This is a genomic window from Nonomuraea cavernae, assembly GCF_040655715.1.
GTDB classification, from domain to species: Bacteria; Actinomycetota; Actinomycetes; order Streptosporangiales; family Streptosporangiaceae; genus Nonomuraea; species Nonomuraea cavernae_A.
Map to the genome: position 1 here is coordinate 58796 of NZ_JBFAKL010000006.1, position 18441 is coordinate 77236.

Consider the following 18441-nt stretch of genomic DNA (forward strand, 5'->3'; position numbering starts at 1 on the left):
TCGTAACGCGGGAGCCCGCACTGGGAGCCCGACGCGGGGAGTGGCTATTGAGCGGACTGGAAGGATGACGACCGGCACCCGGGCCGATCGTCAGGCCGTGACCGGCGCCGGGTGGGCGTCAACGGATGGTGTCGTCGACGACTTCCTTGGCGGGGCCGCCCCACACGTCGTCGTCCTCGACGAGCCAGGTGGACGACTCGCTCGTGCGTTCCTCGCCGCCACCCGCGCCCATGCCGCCCATGGGCATGAAAGGCATGCCCATGCCGTTCATGCCGGTCATGTTGCCTCCGGCTCGGAGGCTAGTGGAACCGTTCATGTTCACGGGGAGGTTCGTGCCGACGTTCGTGCCGGTGCCTGGGATGCCTCCGCCCGGGACCGCGGTCGCCGAAGGGTTGCCCGCGGGCAAGATGGTGGTGGGCGAAGTCGAGGAGTTGGGGCCGATAGTGGAAATCGGCGCGGTGTCCAGCTTCGGCGGCTGGTAGTCGGACAGACCGGTCGACCGTGGGTCGGTGCCGTTGGGATTCGCGCTGCCGTTGGTGCCGTCGGGGTTCAGGGAGGCCGGGTCGATCCCAGGCTGATCGGTGCCAGGGATGTTTCCGTTCACGTTGTCGGTGTTCCCTGGCCCGTTGCCGTTCGGGTCGGTCACGTTGGGGTTCGTGGCGTTCGGGTCCGTGGCGTTCGGGTCCGTGGCGTTCGGGTCCGTGGCATTGGGGTCCGTGGCATTGGGGTCCGTGACGTTCGGATTCGTAACGCTCGGATTGTTGCCGTTCGGGTTGTTGTCGTAGGGGTTCGGGTTGTTGCCGTTCGGGTTGTTGCCGTAGGGGTTGGTGTCCTGGGGGCCGTTTTTCGGGTACTTGGGCGTGTCGCCGAGGTCGACCGGCTTGTAGGTGGGAGTTGGAAGAGCGGGAGCCGTGATGCTGGGCAGGTTCTTCTCAACCGTGTCGGGGATCTGCTGGTGGATCTTGGCGAGGTCGTTGGTGAACGCCCTCAGGTGCTGTCCAGCCAACTCGTCCTGCGAGCCCCACTCGACGCCCTTGTCAATGGTCTTGAACCAACCCGGCGTGGAATCGTCCCACGACCCCGACCACTCCTGGCTCCAGGCAAAGCTGTTGCTGTTCACGAAGTCCTGATGCTCGCGGATCGTGTCGCTCAGCGACGCAAGGGGCTTGCTCATCTTCTCGAGACCGTCGGACAGGTTGACGATGGTGTCGTGGAGCAGCCGTAGCGCCTTCTGCGCCTCGACGGACGCCTTCCCCTCCCAGATCTTGCCCAGTTCGACGCTTACCTTGTCGATCTCTTCAAGGGTCTTGACCAGCCTGGCGGACGCATCCTTGTAGGACGTGGAGGCCGTCTCCGTGGCTACGGGATCGAGCGCCTTGATGAAGTTCTTGATCTCGGCGACGCTTCTGCCGTCATCGTCGAGGTCGCCATTCATGCACTGCTTTTTGATCCAATGAGTCTGCTTGTCAGCCATGGGGCCTACACGCCTCCTCTCGGGAGGTTGGCGTTGTTGACGCCTGTGTAGTTACCGCCACCGGCGCGTACGAGCTCAATCGCGATGCGGAACTTCTCGTTGACCTGTCCGTAGATCTTGGTGAACTCTTCGTGTCCCTCCTGCACGGTGCGGACGAACGATCGCCCCGCGTCCCACCGTGCGATGGACATCACCTGATTTTCGAGACCGGAGAGATCGCCCCTGCCCTGTAGCTTCGACAGCGAGCCGGTGCCGGCCCCCGCCAGCTCGTCCAGCTCATCTTGAAGGCGCTGCGCCAGCTGGTCGAACTTGGTCTTCGGATCCTCCGGGTATTTGACACCGTCTCGTTCCGCGTCCAGTCCGGGCCAGCTCTTCCCGCAGGACTGGTGGTCCCCAGCAGCCACGACATCCTCCCGTCAGTAATGATCGTCACTTTACTGCCAGCATCACCACGTCGTACAGAAGATGACATATCCCCCGTGCTCCACATGCGTACCATGTCCCCGGAAGCTTGATCGGGATGGAGTGGCATGCAGACCCGTAAGGACCTTTATCAGGCGCATCGGCTGATGATGCAGCGCCTGGGCATGGCGTTGCTGCAGGCCGAGCCCGATGTGCCCGAGTCGCCGATGCGGCGGCACACGGTGGCGCTGTTCTGCGGGCTGATCATCGCCGCGCTGATCACAGCCGGGTTCGGCATCTGGGGGCTGCTCAAGCCCGGGAACGCGACGAAGCTCACCGATCCCGGGCAGCTGCTCGTGGAGGAGGAGAGCGGGGCGAAGTACGTCTACAGCGAGCAGGACAACAAGCTGCTGCCGGTCGCCAACTACGTCTCCGCGCGGCTGCTGCTCGACGCCTCCGACGTCAAGGTGCGCAACGTGTCCGCCGCCTCGCTGGCGGGCTTCGCCCGGGGACCGTACGTGGGCATCGCCGGGGCGCCCGACTCACTGCCCGCCAAGGAGAAGCTGGTCAAGGCACCCTGGTCGGTCTGCGTGGGTCAGACAGCCGACGCGTCCGGAGTGATCCAGACGTACGTAACGCTGGTGGGCGGCATCGACGTCGGCGGCGCTCCGGTCGGGAACGGCGCGATGGTCGTCACCGACGAGCAGCAGCAGGGCTGGGTGATCTGGTCCGACCAGAAGATGAAGGTCGGGCCTGAGGGCATCAACGCGCTCGGCGCCACCGTGATCAGAAAGGTGCCGGCCGCCTGGATCAACGCCATCCCGACCGGGCGCGACTTCCGCGGGCCGTCCATCCCCAACCGGGGCAAGGTGGTGCGGGGGCCGACCGGGAAGGCGGCACGCGTCGGTCAGATCTTCATGACGCCAGGCATCGCCGGCAGCGCGGACCGGTGGTACGTGCTCGCCCAGGACGGCCTCGCGCCGATCACGGTCACGCAGGCCACACTGATCCGCAACGACCCGGCCAGCAAGAGGGCGTACGGGCGCCGGCCGGTCGTGCCGATCGAGATCGACGCCGCGACCGCCAACTCGGTCCCGTCCAAGCTGCAACTCCTTGGCGGTGGGCTGCCCTCAACGATGCCGAAGGTGATCACGCCCTCGACGGAGGCCCCGCTGTGCGCCGTATACGCGGAGACGCAGAAGGGCTCGACGCGCGCCAAGATCACCAGCGGCGGCAGGATCGCGATTCCGATCCCCGCCACGACCGGCAACCAGGAGCACTTCGACCAGATCCTGCTACCGCCCGGCGGGGCCGCGATGGCGGGGCTGCTGCCGGGCGACGGGCAGTTGTCGGCGATCAACACCTACTACCTGGTCAGCGACCAGAACCGGCTCTATCCCCTGATGTCGGGGGCGCAACTGGAGACCTTCGGGTACGACACCTCGTCCGTCGCGCCACTCCCTGCCCAACTGCTGCACATGATTCCGCAGGGACCGCGGCTCGACCCGGCAGCCGCGCGCACCCCGGTGAAGATCAACGGCTAGCCGGGCCAGCGCCCGGAGCCGTGAAACGGCCCCGGGGCAGCATGATGAGAAGGTGCGCTGGAACCTGAGCCGGTGGTCTCGGTATATCCACACCGGACAGGTTCCCATTCCAGATCTGCCTGGAATGAGCAAAGGTCCGACACCCGATTGTGGTCGCGTTTACCGGAGTAAACGCGACCCCCGCGCAATGTTCCTTGACCCCGACCTATGGCGACGGCCGACGCGGCGCTCGCATCGCAAGCAGAGAAACGAGGCGTCTTAGGTGAGCTTGGGGGTATCCATGACCGGAGTAAGTGCTCCAGATTTTGGATCATTGGTGAGCTTGGCGCCTTGGTAGTGCATTCCGGCTTGCAGACCTTGGAACTTCATCCCCATCTGAGCGGTCAGCGACTGGATGCCGAAAACGATCATAACCGCCGCCATACCGAACTTCAGCATGTGCTTACCCAGTCCCATGATGCTGGTCCGAAGAGCCTGCAGGGTGGCCTGGATCGCCGCGGGGACAGTGGCGAAGGTCAATGGATTCGTATTGCTCAAGATCTGAAGCGTTACCAGCCCCATCATGGCCGTTCCAACTGTGAGCACGAACCATGAGAGACGGTCGTACCATTTCGCACTGCTACCGAGCACGTTACCCAACTCGGTACGCTGCTGAGCAAGCTCCACGGTTTGCGTAACGAACTGCTTGAGTATCTGTTTGACTGTCTCAGCCGTTCCGCCCTCCCAGTTGGCCACCTCTGTCAGGCGCCGATTCAGGTCGTTCACCGATTCCTGAAGGGCGTCGAGCTCACCGTTATTCTGCCACTTGTCTTTTGCATCGGCCATCGTTCCCGGGTTGGCCACAAGGGTCCAGAGAATTGCCGCGATGGCAGCAGCCGCAGGCCCGAGCACCGCCGCGCTGGCAGCGGCCAAAGTCGCCCCGGTAATGAAACGTTCTCGACCACCAACGTCCATGTCAGAAGTCCTCGTGCTTGAGGACCGCTGGCGCTACGTCCTCGTCCGTCTCCCAGTCCTCTTCGTCCCCGCGTAGCAGGTCGGAGCCGGAACCGTCCTTCTCTCTCTCCCCTTGCCCGGCACCCATGGGCGCCATCGGCATGAAAGGCATACCTCCCGGGCCGCCGAGGCCGTTCGCTGCCCCCTTGGCGAGAGCAGGAACCTGATTGCCGGGCCCCAATCCGCCGACACCGGTGCCAGTGCCAGAGCCCGTTCCGGTGACGGTGCCGGTGCCTGGCGAACCGGTGGTGAAGCGCGCCGGGTCCATCGAAGTGGCGCCCTCTGGCAGGCGGGGTTGCTGGATCGACGGCATGGTGGATGGATCGTAGCCGGCAAGGCCCGTCTTCGTAGGATCGGGAAGATTGGGATTGGCGAGATTCGGATCCGTGAGCTTGGGATCGTTGGGGTTCAGATTCGCGAGATCAGGATTCTTGAGGTTCTGATTCGCGAGATCGGGATTCGCAAGGCTCGGATCAGTCAGCCCGGAGCCGGGCAATCCGGAGTTCGGCAGACCAGAACCCGGCAAGCCGGAGTTCGGCAGATCGGTATTCGGCAAATCAGTGTTGGGCAGATCGGTATTCGGCAATTGGTAGTTGGGCAGGTTGGTGTTCGGCAGGCTGGTGTTCGGAAAATTGGTGTTCGGCAGGCTGGTGTTGGGCAGATTGGTGCTCGGAAAATTGGTGTTCGGCAGATTATTGATAGGCGAGTCGTCGTCCGACTTCGTGTACCTGCGATCCGCTTCGACGAACGCGGTCCGCCAGGAGTCCAGGACGTCCTGGGCTACCTTCAACACCTTGGCGTGCTCGTTACGTGCGTCAGTGTGCTTGCCGTTCAACTGCATCAAGTACAAGCCGTAGCCGGGCCACGCGAGGTCGGTGCCGTTGGTTCTTCCCAAAACGTTGTTGACCCGATCGCCGTCCAATTCGAGGGTCTTGCTGGTTTTATCTATCTCGCCTTTTTTGAACTTCACCCCGGACGACGGCGTGTAGTTCACCCCGATTGGCAGATCTCCGTTGGAGTACGGATATTCGTTACCCATCGCTCACCCCTAACCAGCAGGACGCCTCGATCAACCGATGCGTGGTTCGGTCACCGTATGAACCGTAGTCCAGATGTCACGCTCTTCGGTCAGGTTCGTCCCGACTTCTGTGCCCTCTCCCGACGTGCCGAGGCCCATGCCGCCCATCGGCATGAACGGCATCATTCCGGTGCCGACTCCCAAGGACCTCGCGGAGCCCGCAGGGCCGCCGCCAGGCGCTCCACCGATGGTCCCCGGGCCACCGAGGACCGACGGAACACCGGGCGAGTTGCCGGTCGTCACGGGGGTCAGCGTGGTGGCATTCGGAGTGCCCGTGAAGGGGGCACCTGTGTACGGGGAGCCGGTCGGGGTGCCCGTGAACGGGGTGCTCGTGAACGGGCTGGCCGTGGTCGTCTGCGGAGAGAAGTTCGCCACCTCGGTGAGCCGAGGGTCCTCTTTGCCGAGCACGGAAGGCACGGTGCCGTCGGTGAGACCGGTCTGCCGCTGGGTGCTGAGCGGGTCCGACCCGGTACCTTCCGTGACATTGGGATCTGTGGTGTTAGAGCCCGTGCCGTTCGGATCGCCGCCGTTGGTTCCCGTCGGGTCTGTGCCGTTGGGGTTCGAGCCATTGGGGTTCGAGTCGCTGGGATTGGAGTTCGGGTCGCTGCCACTGGACCCGTTGTTGCCGCCATCCGAGCCGGGCGAGAGCTGGTCTCCGGAGCCCGGAGACCCGGTGTCTCCTGAATTCGCCGAGAGATTGGACAGGACGACGGACTGCTGCTGGCCCGGCCCGCCGCCCTCGCCAGGGATCGCCACGGTGGGCAGCTCGTACGAGACGGTCATCGGGACGCTGACCTCGAGGATCTCGACGATCTTCTCGTTCAGCTCGCGCATCGCCTTCTGCGCCGCGGCGTCCTCGGCCGCCTTCTTCTGGAGGTACTGGGCCTCGACGTTCGCCTGCGCTTGACTGGTGCCCTCTACGTCGGGCGGCGGCGCGGGAGTGGCGATGCTCTGGACCTTGCTCAAGGTTACGGGCAACTGCTTGGCGTAGCTTCCGAGGGCTTCGTCCATCTGCTTCAGCTTGCTGGACAGCTCAAGGCCGCTGGCATGCATCAGCTGCATGGCCTTCTGCACCTGGGCCGCGGTCGGGCCCTTCCAGACCTTGGCGAGTTGGCCGGCGTGCTCGGTCAGCGCGTTGACGGCCCGGTCGACCGCCTTGGACGCGTTCTGGTAGGCGGATCCGGCGTCGTCGATCTCCCCCGGCTTGGTGTTGGTGAGGAGTCGCTCGATCTCTTTCCTCGGGGCTTTGACCGTCTCCCCTTGGGGGGTCGCCTCGAAGGAGCGAATGACGAGAACCTTACGCTCGCTACCCACGGTGCCCTTCCTCAGACCTCACTGCCGCCCTCGTTCTTGATGTTCGTGCCGGCGTACACGTCAGCGTTCGCCTCAATGGCCATGACCACGCGGTCATAGGCATTGATGAAGTCGGTGTAGGCCTGGAGGAACTTCGTGCCGGCGCTGTTCTCCCCGATGGTCTTGGTGAACGCCTGAGCGTCGTTCCACTGGCCCACCTGAGCCTCGGACAGCTGGGTGTCGCTCTGGAGCTGTCCAGCCTGCTTGTCGAGGCCCTTCACGGCCGCCAGCTCGCGTGCGACCGCGCGCATCTGACTGACTGAATACTGCACCGGCTCGCCGCCGTCGAGCCCTGGCCACTTCGGGTCAAGGACGAGCGGATCCTCGCCGCCTTCTATAGCATCCTTCTGCGTCATCTCGCCCCGTTAAAGACGTTGGCTCGGCCACCGCTCTCAGGCGATGACCGAGTCAGTGGGTTCGGTCTAGCTCTCCCACAGGCGGCGGTTGTAGTCCTCCGCCTGCTTGTAGTTCTGGTTGGCCAGCCCGACCGCTTGGGCGGCTTGGGCCAGCTGGTTGCCCATTTCCTTCTCCTGGGTGTCCCAGTAGGCGCGGTGCTTGTCGAAGAAGGACTTCGCTCCCTGGCCGTTATCGTCCACCCAGTGCTCCTGCAGCTCTCGCTGGATGTCGGCGTAGAGCTGGTCGGTGATCCGGTCGAGCTCGGTCACCACCTTGAGCAGGCCTTCCTGCGCGGCCTGCATCTGGACGAAGTTGACCTTCGTGAAGTCGTGCACGCGACCATCGGCCACAGCGATCTCCCTTGGTGCTGGTTGAAGAAGGTACGGGGCCTAGGCCCTCACGTTGATGAGCGCGTCGACCGAGTTCGTGTTGCTCTCGATGCCACCGAGGCCGATGTTGTGCGAGTCGGCTTCGGCCGCAGCGTAAGCCCCGGCACCCACGTTGAGGTGGTCGTAGATTTTCTCGAGGTCCTGGATGATCCGCTTGCAGATCACGTCCCAGGTGTCCATGTGCTGCTTGTACTTGACAGCGGCGGTGCCTTCCCACCCGGAGGCCACGCCAGAGGCGGCGAGCTCCTGCACGGTGGTGGCGACTCCCTTACGCAGACCTTCGATGTTCTGGGCAGCGACCTCGACGTACCCTGCTGCCGTCTTCAACTGGGCCGGGCTGGCGCCATAAAGTGCCACAGCGTTTCCTCTCCCGAGTTCTGAGCCTGTGCTTCCCCCGCGTCAAGCTCAACGCAACGGAGGGCATGATCGGCACGTATGCCATCAAAGGACACGGTAACCATCATTGGCAACATGACTAACAAGTACGTAGATCACTTCTAGATAACAGATCAACGACTTTCCGGGAAACATGCAGGTAGATCGCCTGGCGCTGGTTGACCGACTGTGGGGAATCCGAGTTGACGGATTCCTCCGGTTTGCCTTGGCACGGTGTCATCGCCCATGGTTGGTCTAGCGTTTGCGATCAACGTGGGGCGAGGGAGATCGCGGTGAGTGAGCAGAGCGTCGACAGTCTGATCAACTGGGGCACGACCGTCGGCCCGGCCCAGTCCGAGGTGGCCATGACCGGCTCGCCCAGCGAGATCCTGGCCGACCAGGTCGTGATCTTGGATCCGGCCGCCCTGCGCGACTCCCAGACCACCGATCTCCCCGCTCAGCGTGTGGACGAGTCGGCGAACGATGACGACGCGGATGACCAGCCCGGCAACCCGAAGACCACGGACGACGAGTCGGCCACGGATGATCAGGACCAATCCGCCGAGCAGGACACCGACCCGAACAAGACCGACCAGAACAAGACCGACGAGAACAAGACCGACGAGAACGACACCGACGAGCCGACCGACCCTGACAGCACCGGGGCACCGGCCGATCCCACCGACTCCGAAAACCCCGCCACCGGCGAGCCGACCGACCCCGCTTCTCAAGACCCCGCCGACCCGAGCGGTCCACCCGACTCCGCCTCAGACCCGGCCAACGCGGACGTCCCGTCCGCCCCCGAAGACTCCGCCACCGGCGATCCGACCAACCCTGGCGGCCCCGGCTCTGGAGATCCCGCCTCTCCGGGCGGCCCCGGCTCTGGGGATCCCGCTTCCGGAGACCCCACCAGCCCTGGCGGTCCTGGCTCGGGAGATCCCGCCAGCCCCGGCGATCCGGCCATCCCATCGGTCCCGACCGATCCCGGAAAGCCCGAGGATCCCACCGCTGGAAACCCCTTGGTGCCGGGTTCCGACCCCGCGAATCAAGTGCCTGACGTCGGCAAGCCGAAAGACGATCCCGCCAGCTCGGATTCGCCGGCGGTGCCCGGAGGCGGCAACGGCGGAGGCAACCCCGGCAGCGGGTCGCCCACCTCCCCCACGGGACCCGGCACCGGCAACCAAGGGGGCAACAACGGGCCCGACAAAGGGGCCAACAACGGCGACAACCAGGACAAAACGGCCAACAGTGCGGACATCAACAATGTCGCCTACATCATCATCAACCAGGTCACACCCCGCATCTCCAATGCCTTGGATTCCGCCACCGACAACCACGCCAGCGGCATGGCCTTCGGCGTAGCCGGCCTCCCTCTCGGCCTCAGCAACAACCGCACCAGCGACGCCCACGCCGCCTATCTGAGCCACGGTGTCACCCTGCTCCAAACGTGGGATACAAAGCTCAAAACGACCTCAGCCGTCTGGGAAAAAGCGGACGACAAGAGCACGGGCTAAGGACTGAATGCCGATGGACAACGCCTTCCTGCTGTACGGATCCGCCATCGCGGCCAGTTCCTTCGCCGCCACGCTCGTCCCAGGGCCTGCGACCTGGGCGATCCCCGTCACTATCGGCGTGCTCGCCAACAGCCCCGACGCGCAGTCGAGACTGGCCTCCAACTGGGGCACCTCCGCCAAGGAGCTGACAGCGGCCCACCAGGCGTTGGCCAAGACCAAGAGGGCCGGTTACCCCCAGGAATGGAGCGCCGGTGACAGGGAGGCATTCGAAAAGCGGGTGGACACCCTCATGGACCAGGTCACCAAGGCCAAGGACATCGTCGACGGCGCGAGCCAGACCATGAGGCTCTCGTCCACGGCGTCACAGGTCTGCGCCTACGTCTGCATGGCGGCGGCCGGCGTCATGCTCACCGCCGCCTATGCCGCCTCCATGTCAGCCACGGCGGGGCCGGCCGGCCTGATGGGCGGCCAGATGGCAGCGCGGTTCACCGCGTCCAAGGTGCTCACAGCGGTGAGCGGTGTGCTGCGCAAACAAAGCGCCATGTACGGCACGGCAGCCGGCATCCTGGTGCTCGGTGCCAGCTGGCACGGGCTGCAGTTGTACAACCTGAAGAGTCAGATCAGCAGCCCCGAAGGCGGCAAGCCGGACTTCAAGCAGGTGAGCCTCGAATGGAAGTAGGCGACGGTCAGAGGTCGAGTCGGCGGCGGATGCGGTCCAGCTCGCCCATCACGTCCTCGAAGGTCCGGTTGTAGGCCGCCTCGGCGCTCCTGACCTGGCTCAGCGCTCCCTCGGGATCGTTGACGAACCGCATGGGGTTGTCCTCCTCGCCGAAGACCTTCACCATCGCCTCGCTGATCTGCCGCTGCAGATCGTCCGAGGCCTCTCGGATGACCTCCTTGACCTTCTCCGAGAGTTCGGCCGAGCCCAGGCGCATCGCCTTGGGATGGAGTTCGAGCTCCCGCAGCCCCTCCCTGGCGAACTCGACCGTGACCAGGCCGTCCTCGTCCTCCGCCCGGCCGACCAGGCCCGCGATGGTCTTCTCGAGCTCTTCGACACGGGCGAACTGCCCGTCGGCGGTCTTGATGAGTTTCTCGATATCGATGTTCGCGAAATCCCCGAATTCCTGCACCGGCTGCTCCGTCCTGGCGGGATGAACGCCCAGCAAAGTAGCGCTCCGGGATCACATGCGCAATCCGGGAGACGTGCGCGGGTTCAATTCGTTCATCAGCTCCTCTGTGGCCGCCGCGGCGGCTTCCTCCGCGGCGCTGATGGCCGCCAGGATCGCGTCGGCGAGGCCCGTGGCGTCCAGTCGCCTTCTGCTCAACGGGCTGATCTCCAGGCTCACCAGGGCGCCCAGCGGGTCGGTTGCGGCCGTGATCCGGCCGTCGTCGGCCCGGCCGGTGAACTCCCGGGCGGTCCACTCCTCCACCAGCGTCTCGGCCCGCTCGGCGGCGGCCACCAGCTCGTCCAGCCTGGCCTGCGCGTCCCTGATCTCTTCCACGGTTCAATCCCCTCGCAGCACGTTCCGGACATGGGAGTCCAGCGGGTCATCACCGGACGTGGGTCCCGCCAGTCCCCCGGTCACCTCCGTCAGGCGCTCGCCCATCGCGAGGTGGGCCGCGACGATCGCCGCGCGGACCGCCTCGGCCAGCTCGACGTGGTCGAGGTCGCGCAGGCCGCGGGGATCGATGGAGAGCCCGACCAGGCGGCCGACGCCGGACACCTCGGCGCGTACGACCCCTGTCGAGTCGGTGCCTTCGAGCCTGACCTCTCTCATCTCCTCCAGCGCGCCGGTCAGCGAACCGAGCCAGGACTCCACCTCGCGCAGCAGGCCCGGCAGGTCGCCTTCGCCACCCTGGCCGAAGGCGGTGACCTCCTTCATGCCGGGATCCAGTTGTCGTCGATCTGGCCCGGAGCCTCGATCGAAGGAGAGAGATGGAGGTCGCGTGGCCCCAGATCCGGGTTGCCGGACCGGTAGAAAGCGCCCTTGAGATCGTTGAGCTTCAGCTCCAGCTTGTTGAGGTCGCCCTCGTAGGAGTTGTAGACGTCGGCGAACTGCTTGACGAGGTTGCCGACCGCGCTCATGAACAGGCCGACCTGCGTCATCAGGGCGACCCTGCCGATCGGGTGAGCGCTCGACGCCGTCAGCGCCCTGAGGACCGGGGCCGAGGTGGCGTACAGGCCGAACACCGACAGGTCGTACTCGAGGACCTCCTTGTACTGGCTCTGCATGGTGCCGCTCATCTCATCGGAGATCTTGCCGAGCTGGCCGTACAGGACGTTGACGTTGAACCGGATGTACGTCTGGAGCATCCGGACCGCGTGGCCCTTCCAGTGCGGCGCGATCTCGTCGAAGTAGGAGCGCCACAGGTCCGACCTGCTTCCCTCCAGGAGCCCGGACATCTCCTTCCACCGTTCGCGGCGGTCGTGGAACAGGAACGGGTTGCCCAGGTTGAGCGTGGCCGCCACGTCCAGGGCCAGCGCGGCGACGCCGATCCCGGACATCGCCATCGCGAGCCTGCTGGTCTGGCGTAGCGGGTTCAGCCGGCCGATCAGCCGCTGGTAGAAGCCGGGGTCGGTACGTGGAGGCGAGACGGTTACGGTCCGCTGGACGGTGCCGCCGGCGTTGGCGAGGTGAAGTTGCCGGGGGCCGGACGGCGCCGGGGTCCGGCCGGGCACGATCAGCTTCGACGGCTCGTTCGAGGGCATGGACATCGCGATCCTCAGACGGTCTGGACGGCGTTGGCCGTTTCGGCCGCGTGGTAGTTGTCCGCCGCTCTTGACACCTTGCCGCTGTCGGCCCTGAGCACGTCGACGAGGACGCCGGCGCTGTCTCGCCAGGTGTCGGCGATGGTGTTGAAGCGGCCGACGAACGGCAGGCCGATGATGGGGACCCCGGCCAGGGGGACCAGGTTCCAGCCGTCGAAGCGGGGCGCGCTCTGTTTGACGACGTCGACGCCGTCGGCCGAGGTGCCCATGGTGCCGGCGAAGCTCTTCAGGTAGGTCGTGTGGACGCCGTAGCCGCCCGTGCCGGTGCTTCCGGGGCGATCAGGGTCGACCGGGCGGTTGACCGGCTTGGCGGTCACCTGCGTGGCCCCCTGCGGCCGGAGGCTCGGCGCGAGACACACCGGGGGCGGGCAGGCGGGTGTGTGCGGGCACGGACTCACCACCGGCGATGTGCTCGGCCGCGCGGCGGAGGACGGTGTGAGGGACGGGCCCGCCATGGGATCTGAGTGCGACACCCGATCTTTCTACCGTCGATCTCCGTCGGCAACCATGATCAATTTTGTGTTTCCGCAGGTGACGCGGGAATCTTCAGCGCGACTTCACGTCCACGTCACCGGCCGCACCCTCTGTGGCCATCCGCCGGCTCACCCGGACAGGCCGCGTACCCAGGTGTAGACCTCGAGCACGCCGAGCGCGAGCGGGAACAGCGCGGCGACCAGCATCAGGTCGACGATGTCCCCCGCGCGTCCCCAGAACGGGGACGGCTTGCCCGACGGAAGCCAGACGCCGAGGCCCATCGAGATCAGCGCGGCCCACAGCAGCCCGATCACCAGCACGGCGGCCATGACGCCACCGCTGCCCGCGCTCAGCGAGATCGCCAGCATGGCCAGTCCGGCCATACCGGACAGGACGAGCCACAGCCGCTGCCCCACCCCGGCGAACACCCGGGCCCGCAGGATGACCGTCAGCGACAGGACGACGCTCATGGTCAGGGACATCCAGTGGCCGTCGAGCACGAGGAAGAAGTGTGTCGCGACGGTGACCAGCGAGATCCCGACGACCATGCCGGTGCCGTACCTTCTGGCCTGGACGGTGCGTTCCTTGATCTCGGGGGCGTCCAGCAGCTGGTTGTCGTTGCGCAACTCCTCGGCGGTCGTGGGCATCGCGGGCAGTGGCAGCCGGGCGATGCGGAAGGCGAGGGTCGGGATGAGCGGGCTGAGCGCCAGCAGGACGGTGACGGTGACCGCGGCGACCCCGGCGGGGGGAGGGCCGAAGACCATCACGACGGCCGTGCCCGCCGCGCCGGCGACGGAGGCGATGGCCGTGCCGAGGAAGCCCACCACCCCGTCGGAGATCAACGTGCCCGCGAACGTGGCCACGAGCGCCGTACAGGCCAGCGCGGCCAGCAGGCTGGGCGCGCCCGGGTCGAGCACGTTCACGGCGCTGGTGGGCGCGAGCAGCCCGCCCAGGAAGCCGTACGGCAGGGCCGCGTAGCCGGCCGGCACACCCGCCGAGGAGTCGCCCACGGCCCTGGACATGATGGCCCCGGTGATGATCAGCAGCAGGGCGAGAGCGCCCGACACGATGGCGGTCACCGTCCATGGCGGCCCCGCCAGCACCAGGGCCAGCGGTCCCACGCAGAGCAGTGCCGCGGCGGCGCCCAGGCCCAGCCGGCGCGTGTGTCCCTCACCCCAGGTGCCGGCCCGTTCCTTGACGCCCGTGGCGACCAGGTCCGCGACGTCGTCGTACAGGGCGGGCGGCAGCGCGAGCTCGCGCGGACGGAGGTAGAGCACCTCGCCGTCGAGCACGCCGAGCGCGGCGAGGCTCTGCCCGAGGTCCAGCGGCGGGCCGCCGAGCCTCTGGAGCACCCAGCCGGGAGCGGCGGCGGACTCGCCGCCGACCTCCCCCACGGCCCGCAGCAGGCCGGGCAGTACGTGCGGCATCGGGATGTCGACCGGCAGCGCCAGGTCGGCCCGTTTGCGCGGCGCCACGATCGTCACGTGGCACAGGGGAGGCAGCGGCGCGGCCATTTGAGGCAGGGCGCCCTGCGGTATGGGGCCATGGGGGCCTTGAGCCAGCTGCCTCACACCTGTTCTCCCTCTTCCCAAGATTCACAAGACATGACGAACATATCGGGCAACACGGCTTTCCGTCCTTCTGGTAGGAAAGTGATCCAACCCTCACAGGAGGCAGTCCCAGGGTGAGCATCGTCATCGTGCGCCGACCCGAGCGCCGTCCCAGTCCCAAACCGCCCCGCGGCGAGATCCTGCTCGAGTCACCCCCGGAGATCCCAGAAGTTCAGCCCCAGGGGATGATGGCGGTGATGACCTACCTGCCGATGGTGGCGGGCGGCGCCGCGATGGCGCTGATGTTCACCTCGGGTGGCAACGGCAACCCCCTCATGTACGTGGCCAGCGGATTGTTCGCCTTCTCCATGGTCGGCATGACCCTCGGCCAGATGGGCCGCCAGGCAGGCGAGCGCAAGCACCGCCTCAACGGCGCGCGCCGCGACTACTTCCGCTATCTCTCTCAGGCGCGCAAACGCTCCCGCCGGGCGGCCAAGCAGCAGCGCGAGGCCCTGGAGTGGAGCGGACCGGCGCCCGACTCGCTGTGGTGGGTCGCGATGAGCCAGCGGCTCTGGGAGCGCCGCCCGCGCGACGAGGACTTCAGCACCGTACGCCTCGGCACCGGCGTGCAGAAGCTCGGCATCCAGCTCGTGCCGCCCGACTCCAAGCCGGTCGAGGACCTTGACGCGCTTTCGGCCGGAGCGCTGCGCAGGTTCGTCCGGGCCCATTCCACGGTCTCCGAGCTGCCCGTGGCGGTGGCCCTCGGCTCCTTCGCCCGCATCAAGCTGAGCGGCGACCCCGGCGCCATGCGCGACCTGGTCCGGGCGATGATCGCGCAGATGACCGTCTTCCACTCCCCCGACGACATGCGGATCATGGTGTGCGCCTCCAGTGAGCTGATGCCCCAGTGGGACTGGGTCAAGTGGCTGCCGCACGCCCTGCACCCCGAAGAGGTGGACGCCGCCGGTCAGGTGCGGCTCATGGCCGAGAACCTCGCCGAGCTCGACCGGCTGGTCGGCGAGGACCTCAAGGAGCGGGCCCGCTTCCGGCCCGGTTCGCCCTCGGACGCGCTGCCGTACCACATCGTGATCATGGACGGCGGGCACGTGCCGCACGACTCGCAGCTCGCCTCGGACGCCATCCAGGGCGTGACGGTCATCGACCTGTCCGACAGCGCGGGCACCGTCGACGAGCAGAGCACGCTGCGGCTCGAGATCCAGCCTGACGGCTTCTTCATGGTCAAGATCGACCACGCGGGCAAGAAGAGCGCCACCAGGCTGGGCGACCCCGACAAACTCGACTACCTCCGCGCGGAGGGGCTGGCCAGGCAGCTCGCGCCGCTGCGCCTGTCGAGTGGCGTGGGCGGCGGCGAGGTGCAGGACGTGCTGGCCGCCAATACCTCGCTGACCGACCTGCTGGGGGTGGCCGACCCGACCCTGCTCGATCCGGGGCAGACGTGGCGGGCCAGGCCCGCCCGCAACAAACTGCGGGTGCCGATCGGGCTCGGCTCCGACGGCCGGATCGTCGAGCTGGACATCAAGGAGTCGGCGCAGGGTGGCATGGGCCCGCACGGCCTGGTCATCGGCGCCACCGGCTCCGGCAAGAGCGAGTTGCTGCGCACGCTGGTGCTCGGCCTGGCCATCACCCACTCCTCGGAGATCCTCAACTTCGTCCTGGTCGACTTCAAGGGCGGCGCCACGTTCCTCGGCCTGGACACCCTGTCCCACGTCTCCGCCGTCATCACCAACCTCGAGGACGAGCTGCCGCTGGTCGACCGCATGCACGACGCGCTGCACGGCGAGATGGTGCGCCGGCAGGAGTTGCTGCGCGCCGCCGGCAACTACGCCTCGCTGCGCGACTACGAGCGCGCCCGCGAGCAGGGGGCCAACCTGGCGCCGATGCCCACCCTGTTCGTGGTGCTGGACGAGTTCAGCGAGCTGCTGACGGCCAAGCCGGAGTTCATCGAACTGTTCGTGATGATCGGCCGGCTGGGCCGGTCGCTCGGCGTGCACCTGCTGCTGGCCTCCCAGCGCCTCGAAGAGGGGCGGCTGCGCGGCCTGGACACGCACCTGTCCTACCGGATCGGCCTGCGCACCTTCTCGGCCATGGAGTCGCGCGTGGTGCTGGGCGTGGCCGACGCCTACGAACTGCCGTCCTCGCCCGGCAACGCCTTCCTGAAGTTCGACACCAGCGGCATGACCCGGTTCAAGGCCGCGTACGTCTCCGGCGCCTACCAGGGCGACCCCCGTCAGGCCGGAGCCGCCGACGGCAGCACCGCGATCCGCAGGGTGGTCGAGTACACCCCGGCCTTCGCGCCCCTCCCGGTGGTGAAGGAGCCGAAGGCCGAGATCACGACGGGCCAGGAGAACAACGGCCCGCAGGTCAGCCTGCTCGACATCGTCGTGAAGCGGCTGAACGGAGCTGGGCCGGCGGCGCACCGGATCTGGCTGCCGCCGCTGGGCGATCCCTCCACTCTCACCCACCTGCTGCCGCCGCTGTCGATCACGCCGGAGCTGGGGCTGTCGACTCCGGGCTGGCCGGGGCGCGGCGGGCTGCACGCGGTGGTGGGCATCATCGACCGGCCGTTCGAGCAGCGGCGTGACCCGTTCTGGCTGGACCTGTCGGGCGCGGCCGGGCACGTGGGCGTGGCAGGCGGCACGCAGAGTGGGAAGAGCACCGCGCTGCGCACGCTGATCACCAGCATGGCGCTCACCCACACGCCGCGGGAGGTGCAGTTCTACTGCCTCGACTTCGGTGGCGGCTCGCTCGCGGCGCTCGACGGGCTGCCGCACGTCGGCGGCGTCGCGACCCGGCGGGACGGCGACCGCGTGCGCCGCACCATCGCGGAGATAGCCGCCATCCTGCAGGAACGTGAGCGGACCTTCAGCGAGCAGCGGATCGACTCGATCTCCTCCTACCGGCGGCAGGTGGCCGACGGGACCATCGAGGGCGACGGCTGGGGCGACATCTTCCTGGTCATCGATGGCTGGCTGACCATCAGGCAGGACCACGAGACGCTGGAGGGCGTGATCACCGACCTCGCGGGGCGTGGCCTGGGCTACGGCATCCACGTGGTGGCGGCCACCAACAAGTGGTCGGAGTTCCGGCCCGGCATCCGTGACCTGTTCGGCACCCGCATCGAGTTCAAGCTCGGCGACGCGTACGAGTCCGAGATCAACCGCAAGGCCGCGATGGCCGTGCCGGAGGGCGTGCCCGGCCGCGGGCTGACCAAGGACGGCATGCACTTCCTGTCGGCTCTGCCGAGGATCGACGGGGTGCAGAACGCCGAGGACCTGTCGGTGGGGGTTCGCTCACTCGTGCAGGCGGTGCGCGACGCCTGGCAGGGCCCCGCCGCGCCGGGCGTGCGGCTGCTGCCCGCGGTGCTGCCCGCCGAATCGCTGCCCGGCCCCGACCAGACGGGGCCCAAGCGCATCCCGATCGGCATCGACGAGGCCACGCTCTCGCCGGTCATCCTCGACCTCGACTCCGACCCGCACTTCATCGTGGTGGGCGACAACGAGAGCGGCAAGTCCAACCTGCTCCGGCTCATCTCGGAGAGCGTGGTGGCCAGGCAGACCCCGCGCGAGGCGATGCTGATCGTCATCGACTACCGCCGGGCACTGCTCGACACGGCGGTCACCGAGCACCGCATCGGCTACGCCGCGTCGAGCTCGGCCGCCATCGAGCTGATCAACAACGCCCGCGCGGCGCTGCTCAAGCGGCTGCCTCCCGCCGACCTGACACCCGACCAGCTCCGCAGCCGCAGCTGGTGGCAGGGCTCCGACCTGTACATCGTGGTCGACGACTACGACCTGGTCGCCGGCGCCACCAACCCGCTGCTGCCGCTGGTCGACCTGCTGCCCCAGGCCCGCGACATCGGCCTGCACCTGATCATGGGGCGCCAGATGGGCGGCGTCGGCCGGGCCATGTTCGACCCGATCATCACCAAGATCAAGGATCTGGCCAGCCCCGCGGTCGTCCTGTCCGGCAACAAGGACGAGGGATACGTGTTCGGCAACATCCGCCCGCATCCGCTCCCGCCCGGACGGGGCTACTTCATCGAGAGGCGTTTCGGCGCCCGGCTGACCCAGACCGCCTTCCTGCCGCCCCCGGAGACGGGCTGAGGCCG

The 18441-nt window shown here is 67.1% G+C and carries 18 protein-coding genes; 4 read left to right on the forward strand and 14 right to left on the reverse strand.

Going from position 1 to position 18441, the window contains the following annotated elements; translation table 11 throughout:
• Window positions 1–118 precede the first annotated feature (118 nt).
• Entirely contained in the window at window positions 119–1474 is a 1356-nt protein-coding gene (locus AB0I38_RS10630; RefSeq protein WP_358465325.1) for a WXG100 family type VII secretion target, read from the reverse strand.
• A gap of 5 nt (window positions 1475–1479) precedes the next feature.
• Entirely contained in the window at window positions 1480–1878 is a 399-nt protein-coding gene (locus tag AB0I38_RS10635) for a hypothetical protein (protein WP_358465328.1), read from the reverse strand.
• A 126-nt stretch (window positions 1879–2004) separates the two neighbouring features.
• On the opposite strand from AB0I38_RS10635, the gene eccB reads away from it, so the two are divergent.
• Window positions 2005–3420, forward strand: coding sequence for a type VII secretion protein EccB (gene eccB / locus AB0I38_RS10640; protein ID WP_358465331.1), 1416 nt, complete (start codon window positions 2005–2007; stop codon window positions 3418–3420).
• A gap of 258 nt (window positions 3421–3678) precedes the next feature.
• On the opposite strand, the gene AB0I38_RS10645 is transcribed toward eccB, so the two are convergent.
• The 6 genes from AB0I38_RS10645 to AB0I38_RS10670 form a co-directional block, all read right to left on the reverse strand.
• Window positions 3679–4374, reverse strand: a complete 696-nt coding sequence (locus AB0I38_RS10645; RefSeq protein ID WP_358465334.1) for a hypothetical protein — start codon at window positions 4372–4374, stop codon at window positions 3679–3681.
• 1 nt (window position 4375) lies between these two features.
• Window positions 4376–5452 (reverse strand): hypothetical protein, encoded by a 1077-nt coding sequence (locus tag AB0I38_RS10650; RefSeq protein WP_358465337.1) that lies wholly within the window; start codon window positions 5450–5452, stop codon window positions 4376–4378.
• A 30-nt stretch (window positions 5453–5482) separates the two neighbouring features.
• Window positions 5483–6805 (reverse strand): WXG100 family type VII secretion target, encoded by a 1323-nt coding sequence (locus AB0I38_RS10655; RefSeq protein WP_358465340.1) that lies wholly within the window; start codon window positions 6803–6805, stop codon window positions 5483–5485.
• A gap of 11 nt (window positions 6806–6816) precedes the next feature.
• Window positions 6817–7200: a hypothetical protein gene (locus tag AB0I38_RS10660; protein WP_358465343.1), complete on the reverse strand. Its 384-nt coding sequence runs from the start codon at window positions 7198–7200 to the stop codon at window positions 6817–6819.
• A 66-nt stretch (window positions 7201–7266) separates the two neighbouring features.
• A complete protein-coding gene (locus AB0I38_RS10665) occupies window positions 7267–7590 on the reverse strand; it encodes a WXG100 family type VII secretion target (RefSeq protein ID WP_358465346.1) in 324 nt (107 codons plus the stop codon).
• Window positions 7591–7629: 39 nt separating this feature from the next.
• Window positions 7630–7986 carry a WXG100 family type VII secretion target gene (locus tag AB0I38_RS10670; protein ID WP_358465349.1) on the reverse strand — a complete coding sequence of 119 codons (357 nt, stop codon included), beginning with the start codon at window positions 7984–7986 and terminating at the stop codon, window positions 7630–7632.
• Window positions 7987–8297: 311 nt separating this feature from the next.
• Between AB0I38_RS10670 and AB0I38_RS10675 the strand changes: the two genes are divergently transcribed.
• Both AB0I38_RS10675 and AB0I38_RS10680 read left to right on the forward strand, forming a co-directional pair.
• Window positions 8298–9518, forward strand: coding sequence for a hypothetical protein (locus AB0I38_RS10675; RefSeq protein WP_358465352.1), 1221 nt, complete (start codon window positions 8298–8300; stop codon window positions 9516–9518).
• 13 nt (window positions 9519–9531) lie between these two features.
• Complete coding sequence (locus AB0I38_RS10680; RefSeq protein ID WP_358465355.1) at window positions 9532–10197, forward strand: hypothetical protein; 666 nt, start codon at window positions 9532–9534, stop codon at window positions 10195–10197.
• A gap of 7 nt (window positions 10198–10204) precedes the next feature.
• Here AB0I38_RS10680 and AB0I38_RS10685 read toward each other — a convergent pair whose 3' ends face one another.
• The 6 genes from AB0I38_RS10685 to eccD all read right to left on the reverse strand — a co-directional run bounded on the left by AB0I38_RS10685 (window position 10205) and on the right by eccD (window position 14246).
• Window positions 10205–10648: a YbaB/EbfC family DNA-binding protein gene (locus tag AB0I38_RS10685; RefSeq protein ID WP_358465358.1), complete on the reverse strand. Its 444-nt coding sequence runs from the start codon at window positions 10646–10648 to the stop codon at window positions 10205–10207.
• A gap of 51 nt (window positions 10649–10699) precedes the next feature.
• Complete coding sequence (locus AB0I38_RS10690) at window positions 10700–11020, reverse strand: YbaB/EbfC family nucleoid-associated protein (protein WP_358465361.1); 321 nt, start codon at window positions 11018–11020, stop codon at window positions 10700–10702.
• Between the two features lie 3 nt (window positions 11021–11023).
• Entirely contained in the window at window positions 11024–11401 is a 378-nt protein-coding gene (locus AB0I38_RS10695) for a YbaB/EbfC family nucleoid-associated protein (RefSeq protein ID WP_358465364.1), read from the reverse strand.
• Entirely contained in the window at window positions 11398–12234 is an 837-nt protein-coding gene (locus AB0I38_RS10700) for a hypothetical protein (protein ID WP_358465367.1), read from the reverse strand. Before AB0I38_RS10700 ends, AB0I38_RS10695 begins: the two co-directional genes overlap by 4 nt.
• An 8-nt stretch (window positions 12235–12242) precedes the next feature.
• The gene (locus AB0I38_RS10705) at window positions 12243–12605 is read right to left on the reverse strand and encodes a hypothetical protein (RefSeq protein ID WP_358465370.1); all 363 of its coding nucleotides are present in this window, start codon (window positions 12603–12605) and stop codon (window positions 12243–12245) included.
• A 285-nt stretch (window positions 12606–12890) separates the two neighbouring features.
• Complete coding sequence (gene eccD, locus AB0I38_RS10710; protein ID WP_358465373.1) at window positions 12891–14246, reverse strand: type VII secretion integral membrane protein EccD; 1356 nt, start codon at window positions 14244–14246, stop codon at window positions 12891–12893.
• 200 nt (window positions 14247–14446) lie between these two features.
• Here eccD and eccCa point away from each other — a divergent pair, with 200 nt between their 5' ends.
• Complete coding sequence (gene eccCa / locus AB0I38_RS10715) at window positions 14447–18436, forward strand: type VII secretion protein EccCa (RefSeq protein WP_358465376.1); 3990 nt, start codon at window positions 14447–14449, stop codon at window positions 18434–18436.
• Window positions 18437–18441 lie beyond the last annotated feature (5 nt).

Coding starts and splice junctions, on each gene's coding strand:
- AB0I38_RS10630 (WP_358465325.1), bottom strand. CDS start 1,474: ATGGCTGACAAGCAGACTCATTGGATCAAAAAGCAGTGCATGAATGGC.
- eccB (WP_358465331.1), top strand. CDS start 2,005: ATGCAGACCCGTAAGGACCTTTATCAGGCGCATCGGCTGATGATGCAG.
- AB0I38_RS10645 (WP_358465334.1), bottom strand. CDS start 4,374: ATGGACGTTGGTGGTCGAGAACGTTTCATTACCGGGGCGACTTTGGCC.
- AB0I38_RS10650 (WP_358465337.1), bottom strand. CDS start 5,452: ATGGGTAACGAATATCCGTACTCCAACGGAGATCTGCCAATCGGGGTG.
- AB0I38_RS10660 (WP_358465343.1), bottom strand. CDS start 7,200: ATGACGCAGAAGGATGCTATAGAAGGCGGCGAGGATCCGCTCGTCCTT.
- AB0I38_RS10680 (WP_358465355.1), top strand. CDS start 9,532: ATGGACAACGCCTTCCTGCTGTACGGATCCGCCATCGCGGCCAGTTCC.
- AB0I38_RS10695 (WP_358465364.1), bottom strand. CDS start 11,401: ATGAAGGAGGTCACCGCCTTCGGCCAGGGTGGCGAAGGCGACCTGCCG.
- AB0I38_RS10700 (WP_358465367.1), bottom strand. CDS start 12,234: ATGTCCATGCCCTCGAACGAGCCGTCGAAGCTGATCGTGCCCGGCCGG.